Genomic DNA, 23,116 nt, shown 5'->3' with positions numbered 1-23,116 from the left:
GAGGAACACGCCGTACCGTCCTCGTCCAGCGCCAGGAAACCGGAATTCGTCGGCACCCACGCCTGCGACTCCGCGGTCTTCGCGATCTGGTTGCCCTCGTTGAACTCGTCGAACATCGAGATGTAGAAGCTCTTCACGCCGGCGCGGACGTGGTTGTAGAACTGCCGCCACATGAAGTCGCCGTGCGCGCGCTGGCGCAGGGTGACCGCGCCCGGCAGTACGCAGGGCTGGTAGTCGATGCCGTACGTGTTGCACTCGGCGAGGTCCGGCAGGGTGGCGACGTTGTAGAAGTTGTCGGCGTCGGCCACGTTGCCGATGCGGCCGACCATCCAGGGCGAGAGCATGTGGAAGCCGTGGTAGACGTCGGAGAAGCCGGGCCGGGAGTCGCGATCGCCGGTACGCCACCAGGTGGGCACGCCGCCGATCAGGTAGACGCCCTGCGCCTTGAACCAGTTGACCACGTCCAGGCAGGCGTCCGCGGTGAACGGCCGCTGGTTGTCGTTGAAGCCGAAGCCCCAGACGCACACCACCGGCTTGCCGTTCTGCCGCGCGTACGCGGACGACGCGGTGTGCGCCGACATCTTGTTCGTCCAGTCGGTCTTGATCTCCGACTGCATGTTCGTCCAGTCGGACACGTCATACATGATGTAGAACTTCCGCCCGTACTTCTCGGCGGAGCTGCGCACCTTGGTGGCCATGGCGTCGCGGGTCGGGCCCTCGCTGCCGTTGGGGTTGAAGCGCTGGAGTGCGGCGACGTCGATGTTGTTCTGCTGCATCCACGAGAAGTGCGTGTCCACGGTCTGCTGGTCGTAGGACGAGAAGAGCGACGCGGGCTGGCCGTTGCCCAGGTTCGCGTACGCGGTCGGGTACGTGTGCGTGAAGTCGCGTACGTCCGGCCAGGCCACGATGGTGGTGTTCGACGGGGACGGCGGCTGCCCGCCGTTGGCGCTGTAGTGCCACCAGGTGTTGATCGGGGCGCCGTCGCCGATGCAGGCGAACCAGCCCTGATACCCGACGGTGACCTTGCCCACCACGTCCCCCGGCGCGCTGGCCGCCGCCGCGGGTCCGGCGGTGGCGGTCTCGGCGACCCCCAGCGTGCCGGCCGCCGTGACCGCGGCCGCGGCCTGCAGGAACGTCCTGCGTGTGACACCCATCTGGACTCCTCCGATCGGCTGTCAACTCCCGCCGCGGCCGGGACTGTTGGGCACATGGCAGCGAGCCGGAAGTCTGGTGCGTGGGATCGTAACCACGCGGTTATCAAGCCGCAATACTTCGCGCGTAACGCGAAATAATTGACAGAAGTCACGCAAGAAGTGCCCTGATGGGGGGTTGCGGAACGGACTGCGCGGGGCGGGTTCCGCGTCGCCGCGCCCCGCGCCGCGGCCCGGTCCACCGCTGATCCGCCACCGGTCCACCGCTGTCCGCCGGCTGAGTGATCATTGCGCCTCGCCGGCCGGGACGGCCCGGCGGGAAGCGGATCTGACGATGTGTTATGTCACGATGAGCCGCCGGATCATCGTATTTCAGGGGGGCCTTAGGAGGTCCTCGGGCCATGCCGTTCAGCTTCAGGGTCGCGAAGTCGGCCGGCCGGGCGAGACTGACGAGCCTGTGCGTGCTCGTCTGCCTGGTGCTTCTGTCACCGCTGTGGGCGCCGGGGACGGCGGCTGCCGCGGCCGCCCGGGCGGCGGGCGAGGCGCGGGTCACGGCCGTCAAACGGCTCGACGCGCGCATGCTCGACCTGACCGTCGAGTCCCCGGCCATGCGCGGGTCCGTGCCGGTGCGGGTCATTCTGCCGAGGAGCTGGGACAGCGACCGGACGCGTACGTATCCCGTGCTCTACCTGCTGCACGGCGGGAACGACGACTACACGTCCTGGACCCGGGAGACGGACATCGAGACGCTGGCCCAGGACTCCGACACGCTGATCGTGATGCCCGACGCCGGCAAGGCGGGACAGTACTCGGACTGGTCCGTCGGCTGGCCGCTGTGGGAGACCTTCCACACCGGCGAGCTCGTCCGGCTCATGGAGCGGGATTTCCGGGCGAATACGCGGCGGGCGATCATCGGACTGTCGATGGGCGCGCTAGGCGCTCTCGACTACGCGGCGCGTCATCGGGGTCTGTACCGCTACGTCGCCGCATTCAGCCCGACCGTCGACATCGACGACCCGTGGATCCGGGCGTCCATCCTGCTGGGCAACTGGCTGGCCGGCAACGATGTCGACTACAGCAAGGTCTGGGGCGATCCGAAGAAGCAGGCCGCCAACTGGGAGGCCCACAACCCCGCCGCGATGGTACGGAACTTCCGCGGGACGAAGGTGCACCTGTCCGTCGGGACCGGTACGACGGGGCCGCTGGACGCGAACCGTGACCCGGTCGCCGTGGCCGCCTCGACGCTGGAAGGCGTCCTCCTGCCCGACGTGCAGAAGTTCTCCGCCTCGCTGCGGGCGGCGGGCGTCGATGTGAGTACGCACATCTACGCTCCCGGGACGCACTCGTGGCCGTACTGGAAGCGGGAACTCCACCTCGTCTGGGGGACGGTGACGAGGGAGCTCGAAGCCGGGGCGCGACGGACGCCGACGAGCGCGACGAGCGCGACGGGTACGTCGGGTACGTCGGGTACGGCCACGGGAACGACCGGCACGCCACGTACGACGGCGTGACCGGCTACCCGGCGGCCGGCATCCCCTCCAGCGCACTGCACGCGCGCCCGACCCCGTCCTCCGCCGCCAGCGCCGCGCCCACCCGCCGGGCCGCCTCGGCGTAACCGCGTCCGGCGGTGAGAGCGCGCAGCCGACCGGTGAGGGCCTCGACCGTGATCCGGCCGGCCGGCAGGGGCTCGGGGCCCGCGCCCAGCCGGTGCACCCGCTCGGCCCAGTACGGCTGATCGCCGAAGAAGGGGCAGACCAGGGACGGGACCCCGGCCCGCAGCGCCGTGGCGGTCGTACCCGCCCCGCCGTGATGGACGACCGCGGCCGTACGGGGGAACAGCCAGTCGTGCGGGATCGCGTCGGCCACGTAGATGTCGTGATCGCCGCGGACGTCGTGGTCGCTCGCGGCGGGGTCCCCGGCCAGCACGCCGCGCAGCCCGGCGCGCCGGAGCGCTTCCCGTACGGCGCGGTCGGTGGCCCCGGGGTCACGGGTACGCATGCTGCCGAAGCCCACGTACACCGGCGGGGGCCCGGCGGCCAGAAAGGCGAGGAGCGCTCGGGGCGGGGTCCACCGGGGCTGTTCGTGGAACCAGAAGCCGGTGAGGTGGACGTTCGGTCCCCAGTCCGCGGGCCGGGGTACGACGGCGGGGCTGAACGCGCACAGCACGGGCGCGCGCCGCACCCGGGAGAAGGGTGCGAGCGGGGACATGGGGGGAAGGCCGAGGTGCTCGCGGCGCCAGGTGTTGACGATGCGGCGGCTCACCGTCCAGGACGCGAGGTCGACCGCCTGGAAGCTGAGGCGGTTTCCGTGCGGCCCCAGGAACCGCGCGCCCGGCGCCATGGGGTGCGGGAAGGCCCTGGTGGGCTGGCTCGGCTGGAAGTGCACGACCGCGTGCGGGACCCGGAGGTATTCGCTCAGGTGCAGGCCCAGGAAGCCGAATGAAGGGGCCACCACCAGATCGGCCTGCTCGGCGCCCGCCTGGACCTCGGTGAGCATACGGGCCAGCAGGGGCCCCAGCACCCGCTGGAATCCGCGGACGAACCCGATCGGGGTCCGTCCGCCGGCCAGCAGTGCCTGCCCTTCGGGTGACGCGACGATCTCGGCCGGGTCGTGGGACAGGGCGTGGAAATCCAGGCCCGCCTCCGTGATCAGGTCGTGGTAGCGGGGGCTGGCGACCACCCGCACGGCGTACCCCCGGCCGGTCAGCGCCCGGCCCAGCGCCAGGCACGGCTGGACGTCCCCGCGGGAGCCCGCGGCGATGATCACTACGGACCGACCCATCTGCGCCTCGCCGTGTGTGGAGTGCGGCCCCCGCCTCACGGTAGGAGCGCACCCGTACCGGCGCGACCTGTGGCGCGGGCGCCGCCTCCGCCGTAAGTCCACCTGCGGCGTACCCCTCCGTCGCCCGCCAGCGGGCGGCCGTCCCGGTCCCGTGCGAGCCTGGTCTTCCCCGTGAAGGGACACGAGCGATGCCGGACCTCCACGACCCGTCCCCGTCCCCGTCCCCGTCCGCTCCCGGCGACCGGGACAGCGACCGGGACAGCGCCCCGGACAGCGCCCCGGACAGCGACCGGGACGGCAGCCGGGACACCTACCGGGACAGCCGGAGCCGGCGGGTGGCCGCCCTGCGCCCGCTCTACGCGAAGGAGCTGGCCGGGGGAACCGGCCGCTTCTTCCTCCCCCGCCGCCCGGACTGCCCCTGGTGCGGCTCCGCGCGGCTGCGCGAACGGCTGCGGACCACCGACCTCGTGCAGCGCAAGCCCGGGCGCTTCGTCCTGGACGAGTGTGAGGACTGCGGGCACGTCTTCCAGAACCCCCGGCTCAGCCCGGCGGGCCTGGACTTCTACTACCGCGACTTCTACGACGGGCTGGGCGAGCAGCGGCTCGCCGGGGTGCTGGGGGCCTGCAACGCGGTGGTCCGCAGGGTCACGGCCGCGGGTCACCGCAGGCGCGCCGGTCCCGTCCTGCCGTTCGCCCCGGCGCCGGAACGCTGGCTGGACGTCGGCACCGGCGACGGCGACTTCTGCGCGGCGGCCCGGGAGCTCCTGCCCGCCACGGTCTTCGACGGCCTGGACCGCAGCGAGAGCGTGGCACGAGCCGAACGCGACGGCCGGGTGGCCCGCGGCTACCGGGGTACGTTCCCTGAGCTGGCCACCGGGCTGGCCGGTCGTTACGACGTCGTCAGCATGTTCCACTACCTGGAGCACAGCACCGACCCGGACCGGGAGCTGGCCGCCGCCCGGCGTGTACTGCGCCCCGGGGGGCTGCTGCTGATCGAGGTGCCCGATCCGGCTTCCCCCTACGGCCGCCTGCTGGGCCGCTGGTGGCTGCCGTGGCTCCAGCCGCAGCATCTGCATCTGATCCCGGCCGGCAATCTCGGACGCAGGCTGGGCGACCTGGGCTTCACCGTGGTGGCCGAACAGCACGGCGAGGCCCATTTGCCGATCGATCTGCTGGCCGGGTGCTGGCTTCTGGTCAACGCGATTGCTCCGCCCGGGGACGTGCCCTGGCTGGCGAAACCGCCCGACCGGGTGAGTCTGGTGCTGCGGGACGCCGTTCGTCTCGGCAGTGTTCCCCTGCTGGCGCTGGCCTGCCTGCTCGACCAGGCGGCCGCGGTGTGCGGGGGCCGGGGCCGGTTGGCCAACGCCTACCGCATCGTGGCGCGCCGGGATCCGGCCGGCGGTTGATGAGGCGAGTGCTTCAGCCGCGGGGCTCGGGCGGGACGGCGCCGTAGCGCAGGCCGTCCATGAGGAAGGCGACCATGCGCCGGCTGAAGGCGGCGCCCTCGTGGTCGACGGGGGCGCAGAGGCCGGCGACGGCGAGCAGCAGGTCGCGGGGGGTGACGTCGGCGCGGATCTCGCCGCTGGCCGCGGCCGCGTCGAGGAGGGCGCCGAGGGTGGGGCCGACGCGCTCCATGAAGTACGCGGGGAGGGCCTCGAGGGCGGGGTCGCCGGAGTGGAGGGCGGTGGCGAGTCCGCGTTTGGTGGCCAGGAACTCGGTGTAGCGGTCGATCCATTCGGTGAGGGCCGTGCCGGGGGCGTGGTTCGCGGACAGGGCCGGGCCCGCGGCCACGCAGGCGTCGACCTCGCGCTGGAAGACGGCTTTGACCAGGTCGGAGCGCTGCGGGAAGTGGCGGTAGAGGGTGCCCACGCCGACGCCGGCCAGGTCGGCGATCTCCTTGGCGGGTGCGTCCACGCCCGAGGTGATGAAGACGGCTTTCGCCGCTTCGAGCAGGGAGTCGAGGTTGCGCCGCGCGTCGGCGCGCTGCCTTCGCGGGGCGCTTTCGGGTACGGCGCCGGGGCCCGCGGGGGCGGTCGGGTCGGTGGGGCCCGTCGAGTCGGCCGGGTCCGTGGGACCGGTCGAGGCAGCCGGGCCGTGCGGCTGCTCGGCCGCGGCAGGGGTCGGATCCTCCGTCACAACACTCCTTCGCTTGCTTTACCGGAAAGCCTTTCCGTATAGTTCCGGAATAGCTTTCCGCTTAGGTTCAGGGTACGGCACCGGCGGCGCGCCTGCCATGTCCCGGCCTCGAACCCCGACCGCTACCTCGACCTTTGGAGAACCGCATGCGGTACCGCACCCTCGGTCGGACCGGCATCAAGGTCAGCCCCTACGCGCTCGGCGCCATGATGTTCGGGGCCCCCGGCACGATCGGCAACGCCGACCACGACGACTCGATCCGCATCATCCACCGGGCGCTCGACGCGGGGATCAACTTCGTCGACACCGCCGACGCGTACTCCCGCGGCGCGTCCGAGGAGGTCGTGGGGAAGGCGCTTCAGGGGCGCCGGGACGACGTGGTCCTCGCGACCAAGGCGCATCTGCCGATGGGCGACGACCCCAACCGGCGGGGCAACTCCCGGCGCTGGATCATGACCGCGGTCGAGGACTCGCTGCGGCGCCTGCGGACCGATCACATCGACCTCTACCAGATCCACCGGCCGGACCCCGACACCGACATCGAGGTGACGCTCTCGGCGCTGTCCGACCTGGTCCACAGCGGCAAGGTGCGGGCGATCGGGTCGTCCACGATGCCCGCCTCCGACATCGTCGAGGCCCAGTGGGTGGCCGAGCGGCGCGGCCTGGAGCGCTTCCGCACCGAACAGCCGCCGTACTCGATCCTCAACCGCGGGATCGAGTCCGAGGTGCTGCCGGTCGCCCAGCGCTACGGCATGGGCACGCTGGTCTGGAGCCCACTCGCGAAGGGGATGCTCACCGGGCGCGTCCGCAAGGGGCAGCGGACCGACCTGCGCCGCGCCCCGCTCCTCCAGCAATTCAGCAACGAGCACCGCCTCGACGCCGTCGAACGCCTCATCCCGCTCGCCCAGGAGGCGGGCCTGCCCCTGACCCACCTCGCGATGGCCTTCACCATCGCTCACCCCGGCGTGACCAGCGCGATCATCGGCCCCCGCACCATGGACCACCTCGCCGACCTGCTCGCCGGCCTCGACGTCACCCTCTCCGACGAGATCCTCGACCGCATCGACGAGATCGTCCCACCCGGCACCGACATCGGCACCCTCGACGGCTCCGCCTACCTCCCCCCACCCCTCCACCACCCCACCCTCCGCCGCCGCCCCGCGGAGGAACGCGCGGCCGCGTGACCGCCGTCGCGCTTCGTCCCGCCCCAATGGCACACTCGACACGTCGAGTTGCGGCAGCCATTGATCCGGGAGCGCACATGACGCAGCGCCTTCGCACCCTGGGCAGCGGCGTCCTGACCTGCCTGGCCCTTGTCCGGTTCGGCTACCAGGCCCTGAACGACGGGATGCTCCGCGTCCTCTCCGTCGTCCTGCTGTGCGTCGGCACGCTGACGACCGCGGCTTCGGTACGCGACCGCTTCCGCCCCCGCCCGCAACGACGTCGCTCACGCGAGCGCGGCGCAGGTCGCTGAACCCGTCCTCGCGCAACGGGCCCGTGCTGCCCGCCCCCCGGCACGTACCACCCCTCATCCACCTGCCGCGGAAAGGCTCAGCCGCCCCGCCGTCCACCTGCCCATGTCACAGCCCGGACCGCTGTCTCGTCACCGGGGGAGGAAGGGAAAAGGACGTGGAGAGGGTGAGGGACATGCGGGTGTTCGTGGCGGGTGGGAGTGGGGTGCTGGGGCGGCGGCTGGTGCCGCAGTTGGTGGGGAGGGGGCACCAGGTGACGGCCACGACGACGAGTGCGGCAAAAGTGGCGGAGTTGGAGCGGCTGGGGGCGGAGGGGGTGGTGATGGACGGGCTGGACGGGGTGGCGGTCGGGAAGGCGGTGGCCGCGGCGCGGCCGGAGGTGATCGTGCACCAGATGACCGCGATCTCGATGGCGCATGCGGGCAAGCCCGATCTGAAGCACCCCGACCGGTGGTTCGCCGGCACCAACCGGCTGCGGAGGGAGGGGACGAACCACCTGCTGGCCGCGGCCGAGGCGACCGGGGTCGAGCACATCGTGGCGCAGGGGTACGCGAGCTGGAACGGGATCCGCGAGGGCGGGTGGGTCAAGACCGAGGAGGACCCGCTGGACATGATGGCGGGGACCCCGGCGCAGGTGGGGATGGAGGCGATACGGCACGTGGAGGAGGTCGTCCTCCGGTACGGGGGCGCGGTGCTGCGGTACGGGGCGTTCTACGGGCCCGGCGCCATCGACGACCAGGTGGAGCTGGTGCGCAAGCGGCAGTTCCCGCTGGTGGGGCGGGCCGGGGGCTACAGCTCGTGGATCCACCTCGACGACGCTGCGAGCGCCACCGTGCTGGCCGTGGAGCAGAAGGCCAGGGGTGTGTTCAACGTCGTCGACGACGAACCGGCCCCGGCGAGCGAGTGGCTGCCGCATCTGGCCGCGTGCGCGGGCGCGAAACGGCCGATGCGGGTGCCGGTGTGGCTGGCCCGGCTGCTGGCCGGGGAGCAGGCGGTGGTGATGATGACGCAGGGCCGCGCCTTCTCCAACGCCAAGGCCAAGCGGGAGCTGGGCTGGCAGCCGCGCCACCCCTCCTGGCGGCAGGGCTTCGCCGAGGAGTTCGCGTGAGCCGCGCGGACCGCGGCCGGGGCCCGGTTCCGGATCGGACCCGTACGGAGCAGGCCGGCACTGGGACGGCCCGCGGCGAGGCGACCGGCACCGACCCGACCCACACCGAACGAGCCACCCGCACCGAGGAGTTCGAGGAGCTGCGCCCCCTCCTCTTCTCGATCTCCTACCGCATCCTCGGCAGCGTCGGCGAAGCCGAGGACGCGGTCCAGGAGACCTGGCTGCGCTACGAGACCGCCGCCGCCCGGCCCGCCTCCGCGAAGGCGTTCCTGTCGGCGGTGGTGACCCGGATCTCGATCGACGTGCTGCGCTCGGCCCGGGTCCGGCGCGAGGAGTACGTCGGGCCGTGGTTCCCCGAGCCGCTGCTGACCGACCCCTACCAGGACCCGGAGCGCTCGGCGGAGCTGGCCGACTCGCTGTCGACCGCGGCGCTGCTGCTGCTCGAACGGCTCAGCCCGCTGGAGCGCGCCGTGTTCGTGCTGCGGGAGGTGTTCGCGTTCGGCTTCCCGGAGATCGCGGCGGCCGTGGGCCGGTCGGAGCCGGCGTGCCGGCAGCTCGCGGTGCGGGCGCGCAGACACATGGACGCGGGCCGGCCCCGGTTCGAGGCGGACCGCAAGGAACGCGAGCGGCTGGCCGGGCGGTTCTTCGACGCCTTCCGGGAGGGGGACGTCGACGGACTGCGGGCCGTGCTCGCCGCCGATGTCAGCATGGTCAACGACGCCGGTGGCAAGGCCCCGCTGTTCGCCGAGTACGTCGCCGGCCCGGAGCACGTGATCGACGTGATCGCCGCGCTCCGCCCGGTGTTCGCCGGAGCCGGTGTCGTGACGGAGCCGCGTACGGTCAACGGCCAGCCGGGCGCGGTCGTCCGCGACAAGGACGGCGGGGTGCTCAGCACCCTGACCCTCGACATCCTGGACGGACGGGTCCGCACGATCCGTACGGTCCTCAACCCCGACAAGCTCGCGCACATGGGTCCCGTGGCGGACATCTGGGCGCTCAACCGCGAGGCGAACCTGATCCGGGGGTCCGTGGACCGACCCACTGACCGACTGACCCACTGACCGACTGACCGACTGACCGAGGAGCGCTCCGGCCACGGGGGCGGAGCGCTCACGGTCGCCCGGATACGGGCCCGCTCACCGGTCGCGTACCGGCCTCACCGCTCCGACACGCGCAGCAGCAGCTTGCCCGTGCTGGTCCGGGACTCCAGGAGCCGGTGCGCGTCGGCCGCGTCCGCGAGGTCGAAGTCCGCGGTGACCGGCACCTGGATCTCCCCGTCGGCGACGAGGCGGAAGGACCGGTCCGCGATACGGCGCAGCCGGGCCGGATCGCCGGCGGCCAGCCGGGGCAGGGAGAAGCTCGCGACGGCGGCGCCGAGCGTCGACAGGTCGCCGGGGCCGACCTGCCAGAGGTCGCCGCCCGCGGCGTTGCCGTAGGACAGCAGCCGTCCGAAGCGGCCGAGGGTGCCGAGGGTGCGCCGGAGCACCTCGCCGCCCATCGGGTCCAGCGCGATGTCCACGCCCAGGCCCCCGGTGGCCTCCCGCACGTCGTCGGCGAAGGTGTCGGCGGTGAACACCAGGTCGTAGCCGTACGCGAGGGCGTGCTCGGCCTTGCCGAGGTCGGAGACCACCCCGTAGACCGCCGACGCGCCTGCCCTGCGGGCCAGTTGGCCGGCGATCGTGCCGACGCCGCCGGCCGCGCTGTGGACGAGGACGCGGTCGCCCTCCTGGAGCCGGGCCATGTCGTGCAGCAGCGCGTAGGCGGTGGGCACGATGTTCGGCAGTGCGGCCCCGGTGCGCAGCGAGATTCCCTCGGGCAGGGCGAAGGCTGTGGCGGCCGGTACGACGGCCGTCTCGGCGTAGCCGCCCGCGGCCGTGTACGCGGTCACCCGGTCGCCGGGGGCGAACCCGGTCACCCGCTCCCCGACCGCGCGGACCACTCCGGCCACTTCGACGCCCGGGACGAACGGCAGGGCGGCCACCCGGTGGCCCGCCGAGCGCGCCATGAGGTCGAAGAAGTTGACTCCGGCGTACGCGACGGCAACAGCCACTTCGTCGGGGCCGGGCTGCGGATCGGGTAATTCCGCGATCTTCAGGACCTCCGGGCCGCCGAGCTCCTCGAAAACGATGGCGCGCACGATGTGCTCCCCTCAGTGGTGATCAAGCGGTGATCAAGCGGTGAAGTGATCAATCGTTGTCCGGGCGGTCAATGCCGAAGAGAGTATGAACCATTCTCCGCCCGGTCGCACACCTGACACCATCCGTCGAAGGTGACACGGAAACGGTTACCCGAAGGAAACACGGCAGTAATTCGGACCGGCTTCTCACCACAAAGCAAATGCGGCCACTGCTGACCCAATAGTTTCACCGAAGGGGCCCGACAACCGACAGTTCAGGCAAGGGCAGAATTGCCTCACAGGCTGCCCATAAAGCCGCTGACCTGCATTGATCTCAAAGGTCTGGGGAAAGGTTCGGACGATTTCCGGTCATAGCGGCCGACGGCCCTTGAGTGGCCGGACAGCTGCCTCCTACAGTTGAGCCGCTCACTCGCACAGCGCTTCCACTCTTTCCGGCGCCGCCCCGGCGCCGGAGTGTCGAGTCATTCCCTTTTCGGTTCACCGCAGGAAACAGCGGAACGCGGGATTCCATTCCTCCCGCCGGGGCCCTCCGCGTCCTGAACGAAAAAGAACCGGGGAAATCACGCCGGCCGCACCCAATCGCCGGCCCACCATGACCGTCCCACCGGAAGGCATGACCCATGGCCATCGCTTCGCTCGCACTGCCCGTGTCCGGGCTGGACGCCCTGCCCAACGAGTCACGCATGATCGCCACGCCGTGGAGCCGTATGGTGCGGGGCATCGGCCTCGGCCAGTACCCCGTGGACTACGACTCCGTCGCCGCGGCGCGGATCCGCGAGACCTTCGACCGCCTGGCGGCGAAGATGCCGTTCCACACCTACACCGTGTTCGCGCGGCTGCTGACCGAACTGATCCTGACGGTCGCGAACCCCGGCACCGAACCGTCGCCCGCCCAGGTGCGGCGGGCGCTGGGCCCGGTGGTGGCCGCCGTCCGGGCCGAGGGCAACGCCTACTACCGGGTCATCGCCGGCAGCATCCTGCTGGAGACCTTCGCCAAGCTGGAGATGGACCCCGGACTGCTGGTCAACGACAGCGTGGACCTCCCGGCGGAGATCCTCGCCGCGGTCGACGGCATCCAACCGGACCGGATCAAGGACGGCAACAGACACGGCGACTACGAACGGCTCTCCGCCTACTCCGCGGTCATGCTCGCCCTCGGCCAACTCGGCCTGAAGGAACGGCTGGTCACCGGCCCGCGCAACCACGTCCGCGAGGCGCTGGACCTGCTGGAGCGCATTCCCTCGCCCTTCTTCCGGGTCCGCGCCGCCTCCATGCTGCTGTCGGTGATCTCGCTGCTCGGCTACGACGCGCTGGTCTTCGACGGGGAGCGGGACTACATGAAGGAGGTGCTGGACCACCTGGACCGCACCTTCGACCCCGGCAACGAGGTGTCCTTCCCGCAGCCGGTGACGCCGCGCTTCGCCAAGACGTATCCGCTGCTCACCCTGCTGAACGCGATCGCGATGTCCGGCCGGGTGGAGTACCTGCGGTACGGGCGGGACCGGCTGGCCGAGATCAAGGAGCTGATGGGGACCATCTCCCGGTCGGAACGCGCCCACATGACGCTGTACTACGTGGTGGCCCTGCACAATCTCGGCCGGCTGACGGAGCAGGTGCCGGACCTGGACGCCCACCTCGAGGAAGCGGTGGGACGGTGGCAGGACATCGACCCGGGCGAGGACTTCTTCCTGCACGGAGTGGCCTACCCGTACCTGATCGAGACCGCGATGATCACCGGCCGGACGGACCTGATCACCGACGAGGCCCTGGAGCGCCAGGCGGACGCCTTCCGCGACCACGACCGGACCGAGCAGGACCGGGTCAACCGGCCCTTCCCGCTGAGCTACTCGCTGAACGCCTTCGGCGAGATCGGCGTCGCGGACCGGCTGTTCGCACCCCGGGCGCGGTACGGGGGCGCGTCCGCGGTGACCTGGGTCATCGACCGCTTCTCCGAGAACGGCCGCGAGGAGGGCACCCGGCTGACCATGGTCGACCACGCCCTGATCAGCTGCGCGCTGCGGCTGCGCGGCGCCCACCGGCGGGAGACCGAGCTGTTCCGGACGTTCCGCTTCCGCCTGACCGAGACGCCCGGGGCCGCGTCGGCCGACCGTACGTCCTGACCCGCCGTCACCACTGGGCCCTCACCACTGGGCCCTCAGCACTGAGCCGTCCGCACCGCCGCACACCCGCACACCCGCACCAGCCAAGCAGCCCGTCCACCACGCAGCCCGTCCGATCACCACCTGGGGGAAACACAAATGTCCATCGCCACACCGCCCGCACCGGCCCTTCTGCGCAGCCCCGACCCCTCGCCCGAGACCGCCGACTGGGTCGGCCGGGTCGAGGCGGTCGCCGATGTCATCGAGTCGCACCGCGCGACCGCCGAGGAGCAGCGCTTCACCCCGACCGAGGTGATGGACGCGCTGCGCGCCGCGGGGTTCCACCGGATGACGGCCTCGCGCGAGTTCGGCGGCGGCCAGGTCGCGATCTCCACCGCCTCCGCGGTCCTGCAGGCCCTGTCCCGGCACGACGGTTCGCTCGGCTGGCAGATGGCGGTGCAGGGCGCGGTCGCGCGGGTCTCGGACTACCTGCCAGAGCCGACCTCCCGCAAGCTGTTCAAGGACCACACCGGCCTGGTCATCGGCGGGGTCAACCCGTCGGGCGCGGCCGAGGCCGTCGAGGGCGGCTACCTGCTCAGCGGCCGGTGGGGCAACGGCAGCGGCTACCGGCACGCCGACTGGCTGGTGACCACCGCGTTCGTCACACAGGACGGGCAGCGGCGGATCGGCCCCGACGGCATCCCCGAGATCCGCATGCTGTTCGTCCCGAAGTCCGAGACCAGGATGCACGACACCTGGCGCACCCTCGGCATGCGCGGCACCGGCAGCGACGACTTCGACGTGCCCGGCACGTTCGTCGCCACCGAGTACACGGTCTCCAACGCGGACCTGTTCCTGCCGCCGCCGGCCCGCCCGTCGCGCGCGTACCCCGTCTCGTACTACGACTTCGGGATCGGCGCGGCGGCGGTGACGCTGGGCATCGCACAGGACGCCCTCGCCTCCTTCAAGGAACTCGCGCTCGCCAAGACGCCCGCGGCCTCGGGCACCACGCTGGCCGGGAGCCACACCGCGCAGGAGAAGCTGGCCCGCCTCGAGATGCGGATCCGGCTGGCCGAGGTGCTGCTGGCCGACACCATCGGGGAGCTGACCGCGCACGGCGAGGACGGCGGCCAGGGGCTGAGCGCGCTGGTCCGGATCACCTCGGCGACCGTCGCCGAGCACGCGGTCGAGGCGGTCGACGGCCTCTACCGGCTCGCCGGGTCCAGCTCGATGTTCACCGGGAGCCGGCTGGAGAAGTGCTTCCGTGACGTGAACTCCGCGGCCAAGCACATCACGGTCTCCTCCTCGCACTTCGAGACCGTCGGCCAGTACCTGCTCGGCGGTCCGCTGGTGTACCGCCGCTGATTCGGGTACCGACCGGGCCCCCGCCCCGCCTTCCCGTCACCGCGACGGGTCCGCGGGCGGGGGCTCCTCCGACATGCGGGCCAGGCCGATGCGGGCGGCGTTGCGGATGTGGGTCGCGCTGGCCTCGGCCGCGGCTTCGGCGTCGCGGGCCTCGACCGAGCGCACGATGGCGTGGATCTCCTCCAGGCTCGACGCGGCACGGCCGGGCACCGACAGGGAGGCGCCGCGCAGCAGGCGAACCCGGCTCTGCAGGCCGGTGAGGGTCCAGGTGAGCACCGGACTGGCCGCGCCCTCCAGCAGGATCGCGTAGAAGGCGTCCTTGGCACGCAGCATCCCGAGGGTGTCGTCCGGCGCGACGGACAGCGCGGCGAGGTCGTCGTACACCTGGCGCAGCCGCCGCACCTGCTCGTCGGTGGCCCGCTCCACGAAGCGCCGGGCGGCGAGCATTTCGAGGACCACGCGCAATTCGTAGATGTCGGCGGCCTCGGCGACGGTCAGTACGGTGACGATCGCGCCGCGCTGCGGGACGGTGGTCACCAGACCCTCCGACTCCAGGCGTACGACGACTTCGCGCACCGTCGCCCGGGACACCCCGAGCCGTTCCATGAGTTCGCGCTCGATCAGCCGCTCGCCGGGGCGCAGCCGGAAGTCGAGGATCTCCCGGCGCACGATGTCGAGCACCTGCTTGCGCAGCGGCGCCGACACCCGGCCGATCGCCGTGGGCCGCCAGCCGCCGGCCGCCGCTCCCCGCGAAGCGCCCTGCGCCGACCCGTCCGCTCCACGCGGCTCGTCCACGCTCATCCCATCCACCCCCGTGGCCCGTGACCGGCCTGTGAACCGGGGCTCGCACCGGGTCACCGCGGGCCGGCCGGCGGTCGGCCGGCCCGGGGATTCCGGCTCGGGCATGGTGCCCGACGAGCCTTCCCCGATAGTATCGTCTGACAGTCGGACGAACTGACACCGGAACTGACGCCAGGATCTGACAAAGAAACAACAGGAACACCGGCACCAACAGGAACAGCAGGGAGCGGACGTGGGTACAGCAGTCGGGCCGCACCCCGGGATCGCCGTCATCGGCGCCGGGGCCACGGAACAAGGGGAGATACCCGGCGAGTCGCCGGAGGTGATCGCCGTACGCGCCGCCGCGGCCGCACTGCGCGACGCCGGGATCGACAAGTCCGCGATCGACGGGCTGATCACCTGCAAGGCCCCGCTCACCAGCCACGGCACGGACGAGGGCCTGGGCCCGCTGCTCGGCATCAACCCCGACTACAGCACCACGCTGGACTACGGCATGGCCGGCTTCTCGCTGCACCTGGCGGCGATGGCCATCCAGGCGGGCCTGGCGAGCACCGTGCTGCTCACGTACGGGACCAACGCCCGCAGCGCGCGCATCGGGTTCAGCCGGCCGATCGGCGGCTCGGCGCAGTGGGCCGCGCTGACCGGCTTCCTGCACGTCGCCGGGCCCGCCGCGATGGCCGCCCGCCGGCACATGCACCTGTACGGCACGACCGAGGAGCAGTTGGGCTGGGTGGGCGTCGCGCAGCGCGAGTGGGCGGCGCTCAACCCCCGCGCCGTCTTCCGTGCCCCGATGACGATCGACGACTACCTGGCCCAGCCGTACGTGGTCGAGCCGCTGCGGCGGGCCGACCTGACCGTCATCTCCGACGGCGGCGCGGCCTTCGTCGTCACCAGCGCCGAACGCGCCGCCGACCTGCACGACAAGCCGGTGTACGCCCTGGGCATGTCGCAGCGCTCGGCGATCCGCAACGAGCAGAACGAGGACAAGCTGATGCGGCCGTGGCTGGGCGGCATCGCGGACCAGGTGTACCGGAACGCCGGACTCGGGCCGGCCGACATCGACCTCGCGTATCTCCAGGACGGCACGTCGGTGTGGGTGCTGCAGATGCTGGAGTGGTACGGCTTCTGCGGGCTCGGGGAGGCCGGTCCGTTCCTGGCCGAGGGCCACACCCGGCCGGGCGGGCGGCTGCCGGTCAACACGCACGGCGGCCAGCTGTCCGAGAGCTACACGCACAACTGGATGCATCTGTACGAGGCGGTGACCCAGCTGCGGGGCGCGGCCGGCGACCGGCAGGTCCCGGGGGCCGCCGTCGCCCTGCACGCCCAGACGCACGACTTCTGGAAGGGCGCCGCCACCATCCTCTCCACCCGGAGCGCGGCATGAGCGCGATCGACAAACCCCTGACGGACAAGCCCCTGACCGACCAGCCCCTGACGGACGAACCGCTGCCCGAAAAGCCGCTGCCCGACCTGTCCGACCCGGTGACCGCGCCCTTCTGGGCGGCGACCCGCGAGGGCCGGCTCACCGTCCCGCGCTGCACGGCCTGCGGCTACCGCCTGTGGCCGCCGGAGCCGGTCTGCCCGGAGTGCTGGCACTCCGGGTTCGGGTGGGAGGAGGTCGAGCCGCGCGGGACCCTGTGGAGCTACGCGACCTACCGCCGCGCCCTCGACCCCGCCTTCGCCGCCGACCTGCCGTACGTGGTCGGTCTGGTGGAGCTGACCTGCGGGCTGAAGATGTACGGCATCATGCGCGGCGAACCCGGCGACATGGTGATCGGCCGCGCGGTCACCGCCGTGTTCGAGCCGGTGAACGACGAGGTCACCTTCGTCCGCTGGCAGTTGGCGTGAGCCGGGCCTGAAGCGGGCCTGAACCGGTCATGGAAGGACCCCCGTTCCGGCGCCCTCGGGGGCTGCCGGGACGGGGGTCCTGGCCTGGGGGGCTGTACGGGCGCCGGGGCGGCTCAGGGGGCCGGCCCGGCGCCGCCTCACACCTATTGCTCCTTGGCGTCCGGATCGGTCTCGGCCAGCCTGCTCAGCGCGCTCGCCGACGCGTTCCGTACGTGCGCGGTCGCGGCCGCGGCCACGTCGTTGAGGTCGCGCCGCTCGATCGCGTCGACCAGCGCGCGGATCTCCTCCAGGGACGCCTCCGGGCGTCCGGGGGTGGCCAGCGAGGTGGCGCGCAGCAGCCGGATGCGGCCCTGCATGGTCTGCAGCGTCTGTGCCAGCGCCGGGCTGCGGGCGCCCTCGAACACGATCTGGTAGAAGTCGTCCTTCGCCCGCAGCCGGCTCTGCGTCTCCGAGCCGGCCTCGGTGATCTCCTCGATCCGCTCCAGCGCGCGGCGCAGCTCGACGATCTCCTCGTCGGTGGCCCGCTTCACGAAGCGCTGCATCACCAGCACTTCCAGCGGCACCCGCATCTCGTAGATGTCCTCGGCCTCGACGGGCGAGAGCACCGCGACGATCGCACCGTGCTGCGGCTGGATGGTCACCAGGCCCTCGGCGACCAGGCGGGAGAGCACCTCGCGGATGGTCGGTCGGGAGACGCCCAGCTGCTCGATCAGCTCCCGCTCGATGAGGCGCTGGCCCGGCCGCAGCTGGAAGTCGAGGATGCCCTGCCGGATCACGTCGAGGACCTGCTCGCGAATGGGGGCGGCGACGCGGCCGATCCGAGCACCGGCGAAGGGCGCTCCGGCCGTGCCGCCCGCCGTTGTCTTGTCCGAACCCACGGTGTGTCCTCCCACGTATGACCTTCCCGGCCGGTCGCTGGTCGTGCCCGGGTGCCGCGTCCCGGAGCGCCGGCGCCCGTGTCGGCGGGCGGAATCCGGGAACGCCGGCACGGCTCCAACATTGTCTGACAATGAGCCGGTGCGCGCACCCAGCATAGGGCTTGCCCGTTCACCGGCCGCCCCATGCGGGCGCGGCCGGCCCGGACCCGCGGCTGCCCGGCGCACTCGCCCGGCACACCGGGTGCACACCGCGTGCGCGGCGCTCACTCGGTGCTCACTCGGTGCTCACTCGAAGTACGCCGACGCGATGTCGCCGGCGTCGTCCCACAGCCGCACCCGTCCGCCGCCGAGCAGGTACACCCGGTCGCAGTGCTCGTGCAGCATGCGGCTGTTCTGGTCGACGACCAGCACGCCGATGTCGTGCGCGCGCCCGAGCGCGGCCAGCGCCTCGATGGCGGTGAGCAGGGCCCGCGGCGACAGGCCGAGGCTCATCTCGTCCACCAGCAGCACCTTGGGAGCGCCGATCAGCCCGCGGAAGAGGGCCACCATCTGCTGCTCGCCGCCGCTGAGCCGGCCGGCCTTCTGCCCGCGCAGCCGGACGACGGCCGGGAACGCCTCCTCCAGCGCCCCGCGCAGCGTCTGCTCGGCGGGCACCTTCCGGACCAGCCCGAGCCGGATGTTCTCCTCGACCGTCAGGTCGGCGAAGATGCCGCGGCCCTCCGGCACGTGCGCGACGCCGGCCCGGGCGACCGCCTCGGGCCGCGACGGCAGCCGTACGCCGTCGAGTTCGACGGTGCCGCCGCTGCGCGCCGCGAGCCCGGAGACCGCCCGCAGGGTGGTGGTCTTGCCCGCGCCGTTGCGCCCGGCCAGGCCCACGATCTCCCCGGGCGCGACGGTGAGCGACAGTCCGTCGATCACCCGCGCGCCTGAGAACCGCACATGCAGGTCCTCGATGCGCAGCCCGGCGGTGGTCCGCCCGGCGGTCGGCTGCTCCTTCACGTCCTTCACGGTGCTCATGACTTCCTCCCGGCTCCGACGAACACGTCGACGACCTGGTCGTCGGCCAGCACCTCGCCCGCGGTGCCCGAGGTGAGCACGCGGCCGAAGTCCAGGACCGTGCAGGCGTCGGCGATCCGCCGGACGAATCCCACGTGGTGGGCGATCACCAGCACGGTCACCCCGGCCCGCCGTACGCCCTCGATGGCGTTGGCGACGGCGCCGATCTCCTCCTCGCCGAGGCCGGCGGTCGGTTCGTCGAGCAGCAGCAGCTTCGGCTCGCTGGCCAGGGCCCGCGCGATGTCGATGTGCTTCTGCTCGCCCATGGTCAGCTCACCGGCGTGGACGTCCCAGCGCTCCCGGGGGAATTCCAGCAGCTCCAGTGCGTGCACGGCGCGGTCGCGCGCGACGCGGTCCCGGCGGCGGGTGCCGGGCAGCCCGGCCATTTCGAGGACGGCCGAGCCGTTGTGGGTCTCGTACGCGCCGACCTCGACGTTCTGCAGCACGGTCAGGTCCGCGACCAGCGCGGGGTGCTGGAAGGTCCGGGAGATGCCGCGGGCCCGGCGGACCGAGACCGGCAGCGAGGTCAGGTCGTCACTGTCGAGCACGACCCGGCCCGTGGCGGGCTGGATGCCGCTGATGCAGTTGAGCAGCGTCGTCTTGCCGGCGCCGTTGGGGCCGATGATGGCGTGCACCTCGCCCCGGCCGACCGTCAGGTCCACGGCGTCCAGCGCCCGTACACCGCCGAAGTCGACGCCGATGCCGGCCAGTTCGAGCAGCGGCGGGCCGGTGCGCACCCGCGCCCGGTCCGCGGACGGCTGCGCGAAGGACACCGTGGCGGGCGACTCGGCGAGCGCGCCGGAAAGCGGCTCGGCCACGGCCGCCGCGGCCACCGGTTCGGTCCGTTCCGCCTGCGCCCGCCCGGCGACCTGCGCGTCCTTCTTGTGCGCGCCCGCGTCGGACCGCCGCAGCCCGAGGAGCTTGCGCGTGCCCTTCTCGAGCAGGTCGTACAGGCCCCCGTTGAAGAGGACCACCACGACGAGCACGACGAGGGAGAACAGGAGCTGCGAGGACGAGGCCGACGTGGACGCCAGCCCGTTGACCATGCTGAAGAAGAAGACCGCCCCGAGGATCGGTCCGACGATGCTGCCGGTGCCGCCGACCGCGACGATCGCGAAGAGCTCGATGGACTGGCTGATGCCGAAGGTGTCGGGGGACAGGTAGCCGACCTCCAGGGCCAGCATGCAGCCGGCGAGTCCGGCCACGGCCCCTGCCAGGGCCTGCGCGCGGACCTTCTCGCGGAACACGCGTACGCCCAGGACCGCCGCGACGACCTCGTTCTCCTTCACCACCCGGGCCGCCCGGCCGGCCCGCACCTTGGTGTAGCGCAGGCACACGGCCACGCTGAGCGCGAGCGCGATCCACACCGTGTAGTAGAGCCAGTCGCCGGTGGACAGGCTGTTGGCGCCGATGGTGACGGGCAGCACCGCCAGGCCGTTGGAGCCGCCGGTCCAGTGCGAGAGCCGGGAACCGCTGATCAGGTCCACCGCCACCGCGCCGAGGAAGAACGTGCCCACCGCCGAGCCGAAGAACCGCAGCCGGACGAACAGCGAGCCGATGACCGCGGCGACCAGGGTCGAGGCGGCCACACCGGCGATGATCGCCGGCAGCCACGGCCAGTGCCCGTTGACCCGCACCGCCGCCATCACGTAGGCACCGATCGCGAAGTAGACGAACTGGCCGAAGGAGAACTGGCCGGAGTAGCCGGTCAGCACGTCGAGGCCGACGGCGCCGACCGCGTAGATCATGGCCTGGACGAGGATGCCCTGCTCGCTGACGCCGCGGACCACCAGCGGCGCGAGCGCCAGCAGCAGTAGGAGCGTCAGCGCCGGCCATCCCACCTTGTCCCTGGCGCGCGTCAGCATGATTCAACTCCCCGGGGGTCGTGACAATTACGGGAGGGGGTGTGCACGGGGGTGTTCGTGAGGGGGTTCGTGAGGGGGTTCGCGCAGGTGTCCATGGGGGTGTTCACAGCCGCCTCACCTGGGCGGTGCCGAACAGTCCGTTCGGGCGGACCGCGAGGGTGAGCAGCATGATCGCGAGCGCGCTCGCCAGCGTCAGGTCGCTGCCCACGTAGGTGGTGACCAGGTCGGTCACCACGCCGATGATGATGCCGCCGACGAACGTGCCCCCGAGGCTGGTGAAGCCGCCGACGACCGCCGCCGCGAAGGCGAACAGCAGGATCGGGTTCATCATCTGCGAGAAGAGCAGTTGCTTGGGCGCCAGCAGCAGGCCGATCAGCAGGGCCAGGCATCCCGCGAGCATGTAGGCGATCGTCGAGAGGCGCTGGGCCCGCACGCCCAGCAGGCGCGCGGTCTCGGGGCGCTGCGCGACCGCGAGGAACTGCAGGCCGAGCCGGGTCCAGCGGAACATCGCGACGAACCCGGTCACGATCACCAGCACGATCCCGACGGTGATCAGGTCGGACCAGCGCAGCAGCACACCGCCGACCTTGGTGCCGCCGGTCGGCAGCAGCGACGGGAAGTGATACGGCTGGTCCTGCCCGAAGAACACGTCCGCCATCGCCGCCAGCAGCAGGAACAGCGCGACCGTACGGACCAGTGTGTTGGCCTGGTTGCCGCCGAAGGGCCGCAGCACCAACTGGTAGATCAGCACCCCGAACACGGCGCTGCACACCAGCCCGACACCGGCCGCGGGCCACAGCCCCATGCCGTTCTTCCACAGCTCGTAGACGATGAACGTCTCGAACATGCCGATGTTGCCGACCGCGAAGTTGGCCACTCCTGTCGTCTTGTAGAGGAAGACCAGGATGAAGGCCAGCATTCCGATGAGCAGCCCGAAGGCGATGCCGCTCACGATGACCGATATTGCGAGTCCCATGTCGTTCTCCCACTCCGCCGGGGGCGGCCGTGCGTGGCCGGTTGCAGGGCTTCGTACGGCCGCGCCACAGCGCGTCCTTGCCGGCGGACCGTCATCCGCCGATCGATCCGACCTGGTAGAAGGCGCCGTTCTTCACGCCGAAGACGTAGAGGCTGGACACCCCGACGTGATTGGTGGCGGAGAAGGAGACCGGCGGGTAGATCTCGGACGCCTTGACGCCGGACATGCTCTCCATGGCCGCCACGACGCCCTGGCTGGAGATCGGCTGCTTGGCCGTCCGCAGTACCTTCTCCACGACCTGGGCCGTGCCGCACCCGCGCAGGGTGACGTCCTCGACCTTGACGTTCGCCGCCTTGAGCACCGACTCGCACTGGGTGGTGCCGGCGCCGGCGGGCGCGATCGTGTCGGAGGAGACCAGCAGCTTGGGCTGGAGCGCGGACGAGACGCCGTTGAGGAACGTCTGCTGGGAGACCGCGCTGCTGCCGACCAGGAACTTGTTCGGCGCGAACCCGTTGTCGGTCATCGCCTGGGTGAACCGGGCGGCGTCCTGCGGGATCTGGTCGAGCACGACGTAGTCCGGGTGTTTCTGCTTGATCTTCAGCACGTCGGGCGCGAAGTCCGCGGTGCCGGGCGGGGCCTTGTAGTCGCCGACGAAGGTGCCGCCGGCCGCCTTGACGGCCGCCTCGACCTGCTTGGCGGTGGTCGGCGAGTCCGGGGTGACGGTGTCCATCAGGGCGACGGTGCCGGGGCCGTGCGCCTTGAACACCCACGGGATCTCGTCGACCAGCTGGCTGCCGTAGGTCGGCATGAGGTTGAAGTACATCGGGCTCAGCGGCTTCAGCAGCGAGGTGGAGGCGCCGAACACGTACATGAAGGGGATCTTGGCCGCGTTGAGCAGCGGCAGCTGGGCGGGCGGCTGGAGGCTGCCGCACTGCCCGGTGACCGCCACGACGTGCTCGGCGATGAACGCCTTGGTGTTGGTCACCGAGCGGGCCGCGTCGTAGCCGTCGTCGCGGTTGTCGACCTTGATCTGGTGGCCGTTGATGCCGCCCGTCGCGTTGACGTGCTTGAACCACGCGAGCATCGCCTGGTTCATCGGCGAGCAGCTCGACCCGACCGCGCCGCTCAGGGGCACCGAGATGCCCAGCTTGATGTCGCCGGTCGCCGTGTTGCCCCCGCCCGCGCCCGAGCCCCCGCAGGCGCTCAGGACCAGGGCCGCGGCGGCCGTGGCGGCGGCGAGCGCGCTTCCGCGCGCGCCGACCCGTCTGTACGTAGCCGAGGCGAGCCGCGAAACGACCCGTCCGCTGTGGCGTATTGCCATCACCAACTCCTCGTGGACTCGCGTCCCGTCGATGCCCATGTGGGTGCCCATTGGATGGATGAAGAGGGAAAGGTGGAGGATGTACGGAAAGTGCACACGTAAGGCGGTCAGATTGTCTGACA

20 protein-coding genes are annotated in these 23,116 nt (G+C 71.7%); 10 read left to right on the top strand and 10 right to left on the bottom strand.

The window, feature by feature from the left end; translation table 11 throughout:
• Window positions 1-1,154 (bottom strand): glycoside hydrolase family 99 protein (locus tag ITX44_RS32215; RefSeq protein WP_236062078.1); only part of this gene is annotated, 1,154 nt, incomplete at its 3' end.
• 398 nt (window positions 1,155-1,552) lie between these two features.
• On the opposite strand from ITX44_RS32215, the gene ITX44_RS32210 reads away from it, so the two are divergent.
• A complete protein-coding gene (locus tag ITX44_RS32210; RefSeq protein ID WP_205361817.1) occupies window positions 1,553-2,662 on the top strand; it encodes an alpha/beta hydrolase in 1,110 nt (369 codons plus the stop codon).
• Between the two features lie 4 nt (window positions 2,663-2,666).
• On the opposite strand, the gene ITX44_RS32205 is transcribed toward ITX44_RS32210, so the two are convergent.
• Window positions 2,667-3,932: a glycosyltransferase gene (locus ITX44_RS32205; RefSeq protein ID WP_205361815.1), complete on the bottom strand. Its 1,266-nt coding sequence runs from the start codon at window positions 3,930-3,932 to the stop codon at window positions 2,667-2,669.
• Between the two features lie 188 nt (window positions 3,933-4,120).
• Between ITX44_RS32205 and ITX44_RS32200 the strand changes: the two genes are divergently transcribed.
• On the top strand, window positions 4,121-5,338 hold the full coding sequence (locus tag ITX44_RS32200) for a class I SAM-dependent methyltransferase (RefSeq protein WP_205361813.1): 1,218 nt from the start codon (window positions 4,121-4,123) through the stop codon (window positions 5,336-5,338).
• Between the two features lie 13 nt (window positions 5,339-5,351).
• On the opposite strand, the gene ITX44_RS32195 is transcribed toward ITX44_RS32200, so the two are convergent.
• Window positions 5,352-6,068, bottom strand: coding sequence for a TetR/AcrR family transcriptional regulator (locus ITX44_RS32195; RefSeq protein ID WP_307795592.1), 717 nt, complete (start codon window positions 6,066-6,068; stop codon window positions 5,352-5,354).
• A gap of 146 nt (window positions 6,069-6,214) precedes the next feature.
• Here ITX44_RS32195 and ITX44_RS32190 point away from each other — a divergent pair, with 146 nt between their 5' ends.
• The 4 genes from ITX44_RS32190 to ITX44_RS32175 all read left to right on the top strand — a co-directional run bounded on the left by ITX44_RS32190 (window position 6,215) and on the right by ITX44_RS32175 (window position 9,709).
• Window positions 6,215-7,252 (top strand): aldo/keto reductase, encoded by a 1,038-nt coding sequence (locus tag ITX44_RS32190; protein WP_205361811.1) that lies wholly within the window; start codon window positions 6,215-6,217, stop codon window positions 7,250-7,252.
• 77 nt (window positions 7,253-7,329) lie between these two features.
• Window positions 7,330-7,542 carry a hypothetical protein gene (locus ITX44_RS32185; protein ID WP_205361809.1) on the top strand — a complete coding sequence of 71 codons (213 nt, stop codon included), beginning with the start codon at window positions 7,330-7,332 and terminating at the stop codon, window positions 7,540-7,542.
• A 173-nt stretch (window positions 7,543-7,715) separates the two neighbouring features.
• Complete coding sequence (locus tag ITX44_RS32180; protein ID WP_205361858.1) at window positions 7,716-8,648, top strand: NAD-dependent epimerase/dehydratase family protein; 933 nt, start codon at window positions 7,716-7,718, stop codon at window positions 8,646-8,648.
• Window positions 8,649-8,788: 140 nt separating this feature from the next.
• Window positions 8,789-9,709, top strand: coding sequence for an RNA polymerase sigma-70 factor (locus tag ITX44_RS32175; protein ID WP_236062109.1), 921 nt, complete (start codon window positions 8,789-8,791; stop codon window positions 9,707-9,709).
• Between the two features lie 95 nt (window positions 9,710-9,804).
• On the opposite strand, the gene ITX44_RS32170 is transcribed toward ITX44_RS32175, so the two are convergent.
• A complete protein-coding gene (locus tag ITX44_RS32170) occupies window positions 9,805-10,785 on the bottom strand; it encodes a quinone oxidoreductase family protein (RefSeq protein WP_205361806.1) in 981 nt (326 codons plus the stop codon).
• 620 nt (window positions 10,786-11,405) lie between these two features.
• Here ITX44_RS32170 and ITX44_RS32165 point away from each other — a divergent pair.
• Complete coding sequence (locus tag ITX44_RS32165; protein ID WP_205361805.1) at window positions 11,406-12,905, top strand: hypothetical protein; 1,500 nt, start codon at window positions 11,406-11,408, stop codon at window positions 12,903-12,905.
• Between the two features lie 138 nt (window positions 12,906-13,043).
• Entirely contained in the window at window positions 13,044-14,249 is a 1,206-nt protein-coding gene (locus ITX44_RS32160) for an acyl-CoA dehydrogenase family protein (protein WP_205361804.1), read from the top strand.
• 36 nt (window positions 14,250-14,285) lie between these two features.
• Here the strand turns inward: ITX44_RS32160 and ITX44_RS32155 are convergent, their stop codons facing one another.
• Window positions 14,286-15,050: a GntR family transcriptional regulator gene (locus ITX44_RS32155; RefSeq protein WP_205361803.1), complete on the bottom strand. Its 765-nt coding sequence runs from the start codon at window positions 15,048-15,050 to the stop codon at window positions 14,286-14,288.
• A gap of 232 nt (window positions 15,051-15,282) precedes the next feature.
• Between ITX44_RS32155 and ITX44_RS32150 the strand changes: the two genes are divergently transcribed.
• Window positions 15,283-16,434, top strand: a complete 1,152-nt coding sequence (locus tag ITX44_RS32150) for a thiolase family protein (protein ID WP_205361802.1) — start codon at window positions 15,283-15,285, stop codon at window positions 16,432-16,434.
• Complete coding sequence (locus tag ITX44_RS32145) at window positions 16,431-16,898, top strand: Zn-ribbon domain-containing OB-fold protein (protein WP_205361801.1); 468 nt, start codon at window positions 16,431-16,433, stop codon at window positions 16,896-16,898. The genes ITX44_RS32150 and ITX44_RS32145 overlap by 4 nt, the downstream gene beginning before the upstream one ends.
• A gap of 143 nt (window positions 16,899-17,041) precedes the next feature.
• Here ITX44_RS32145 and ITX44_RS32140 read toward each other — a convergent pair whose 3' ends face one another.
• From ITX44_RS32140 to ITX44_RS32120, 5 genes are all read right to left on the bottom strand, one after another.
• Window positions 17,042-17,776 (bottom strand): GntR family transcriptional regulator, encoded by a 735-nt coding sequence (locus ITX44_RS32140; protein WP_205361793.1) that lies wholly within the window; start codon window positions 17,774-17,776, stop codon window positions 17,042-17,044.
• 285 nt (window positions 17,777-18,061) lie between these two features.
• Window positions 18,062-18,793: an ABC transporter ATP-binding protein gene (locus ITX44_RS32135; protein WP_205361791.1), complete on the bottom strand. Its 732-nt coding sequence runs from the start codon at window positions 18,791-18,793 to the stop codon at window positions 18,062-18,064.
• The gene (locus ITX44_RS32130; RefSeq protein WP_205361788.1) at window positions 18,790-20,697 is read right to left on the bottom strand and encodes a branched-chain amino acid ABC transporter ATP-binding protein/permease; all 1,908 of its coding nucleotides are present in this window, start codon (window positions 20,695-20,697) and stop codon (window positions 18,790-18,792) included. Before ITX44_RS32130 ends, ITX44_RS32135 begins: the two co-directional genes overlap by 4 nt.
• Window positions 20,698-20,800: 103 nt before the next feature.
• Window positions 20,801-21,673, bottom strand: a complete 873-nt coding sequence (locus ITX44_RS32125) for a branched-chain amino acid ABC transporter permease (RefSeq protein ID WP_205361786.1) — start codon at window positions 21,671-21,673, stop codon at window positions 20,801-20,803.
• Window positions 21,674-21,764: 91 nt separating this feature from the next.
• Window positions 21,765-22,994 (bottom strand): ABC transporter substrate-binding protein, encoded by a 1,230-nt coding sequence (locus ITX44_RS32120; protein ID WP_205361784.1) that lies wholly within the window; start codon window positions 22,992-22,994, stop codon window positions 21,765-21,767.
• Window positions 22,995-23,116: the final 122 nt, after the last annotated feature.

Source organism: Actinacidiphila acididurans, from assembly GCF_016918855.1.
GTDB lineage: Bacteria > Actinomycetota > Actinomycetes > Streptomycetales > Streptomycetaceae > Actinacidiphila > Actinacidiphila acididurans.
The sequence above is the reverse complement of the archived record's forward strand: the minus strand, read 5'-3'. Positions and strand labels throughout refer to the sequence as shown.

Bases quoted from the DNA above. Each gene is read 5' to 3' on its own strand.
- ITX44_RS32120 (WP_205361784.1), bottom strand. From the start codon at position 22,994: ATGGCAATACGCCACAGCGGACGGGTCGTTTCGCGGCTCGCCTCGGCT.
- ITX44_RS32125 (WP_205361786.1), bottom strand. From the start codon at position 21,673: ATGGGACTCGCAATATCGGTCATCGTGAGCGGCATCGCCTTCGGGCTG.
- ITX44_RS32165 (WP_205361805.1), top strand. From the start codon at position 11,406: ATGGCCATCGCTTCGCTCGCACTGCCCGTGTCCGGGCTGGACGCCCTG.
- ITX44_RS32130 (WP_205361788.1), bottom strand. From the start codon at position 20,697: ATGCTGACGCGCGCCAGGGACAAGGTGGGATGGCCGGCGCTGACGCTC.
- ITX44_RS32160 (WP_205361804.1), top strand. From the start codon at position 13,044: ATGTCCATCGCCACACCGCCCGCACCGGCCCTTCTGCGCAGCCCCGAC.
- ITX44_RS32210 (WP_205361817.1), top strand. From the start codon at position 1,553: ATGCCGTTCAGCTTCAGGGTCGCGAAGTCGGCCGGCCGGGCGAGACTG.
- ITX44_RS32145 (WP_205361801.1), top strand. From the start codon at position 16,431: ATGAGCGCGATCGACAAACCCCTGACGGACAAGCCCCTGACCGACCAG.
- ITX44_RS32205 (WP_205361815.1), bottom strand. From the start codon at position 3,932: ATGGGTCGGTCCGTAGTGATCATCGCCGCGGGCTCCCGCGGGGACGTC.
- ITX44_RS32200 (WP_205361813.1), top strand. From the start codon at position 4,121: ATGCCGGACCTCCACGACCCGTCCCCGTCCCCGTCCCCGTCCGCTCCC.
- ITX44_RS32155 (WP_205361803.1), bottom strand. From the start codon at position 15,050: ATGAGCGTGGACGAGCCGCGTGGAGCGGACGGGTCGGCGCAGGGCGCT.
- ITX44_RS32185 (WP_205361809.1), top strand. From the start codon at position 7,330: ATGACGCAGCGCCTTCGCACCCTGGGCAGCGGCGTCCTGACCTGCCTG.
- ITX44_RS32135 (WP_205361791.1), bottom strand. From the start codon at position 18,793: ATGAGCACCGTGAAGGACGTGAAGGAGCAGCCGACCGCCGGGCGGACC.
- ITX44_RS32190 (WP_205361811.1), top strand. From the start codon at position 6,215: ATGCGGTACCGCACCCTCGGTCGGACCGGCATCAAGGTCAGCCCCTAC.
- ITX44_RS32180 (WP_205361858.1), top strand. From the start codon at position 7,716: ATGCGGGTGTTCGTGGCGGGTGGGAGTGGGGTGCTGGGGCGGCGGCTG.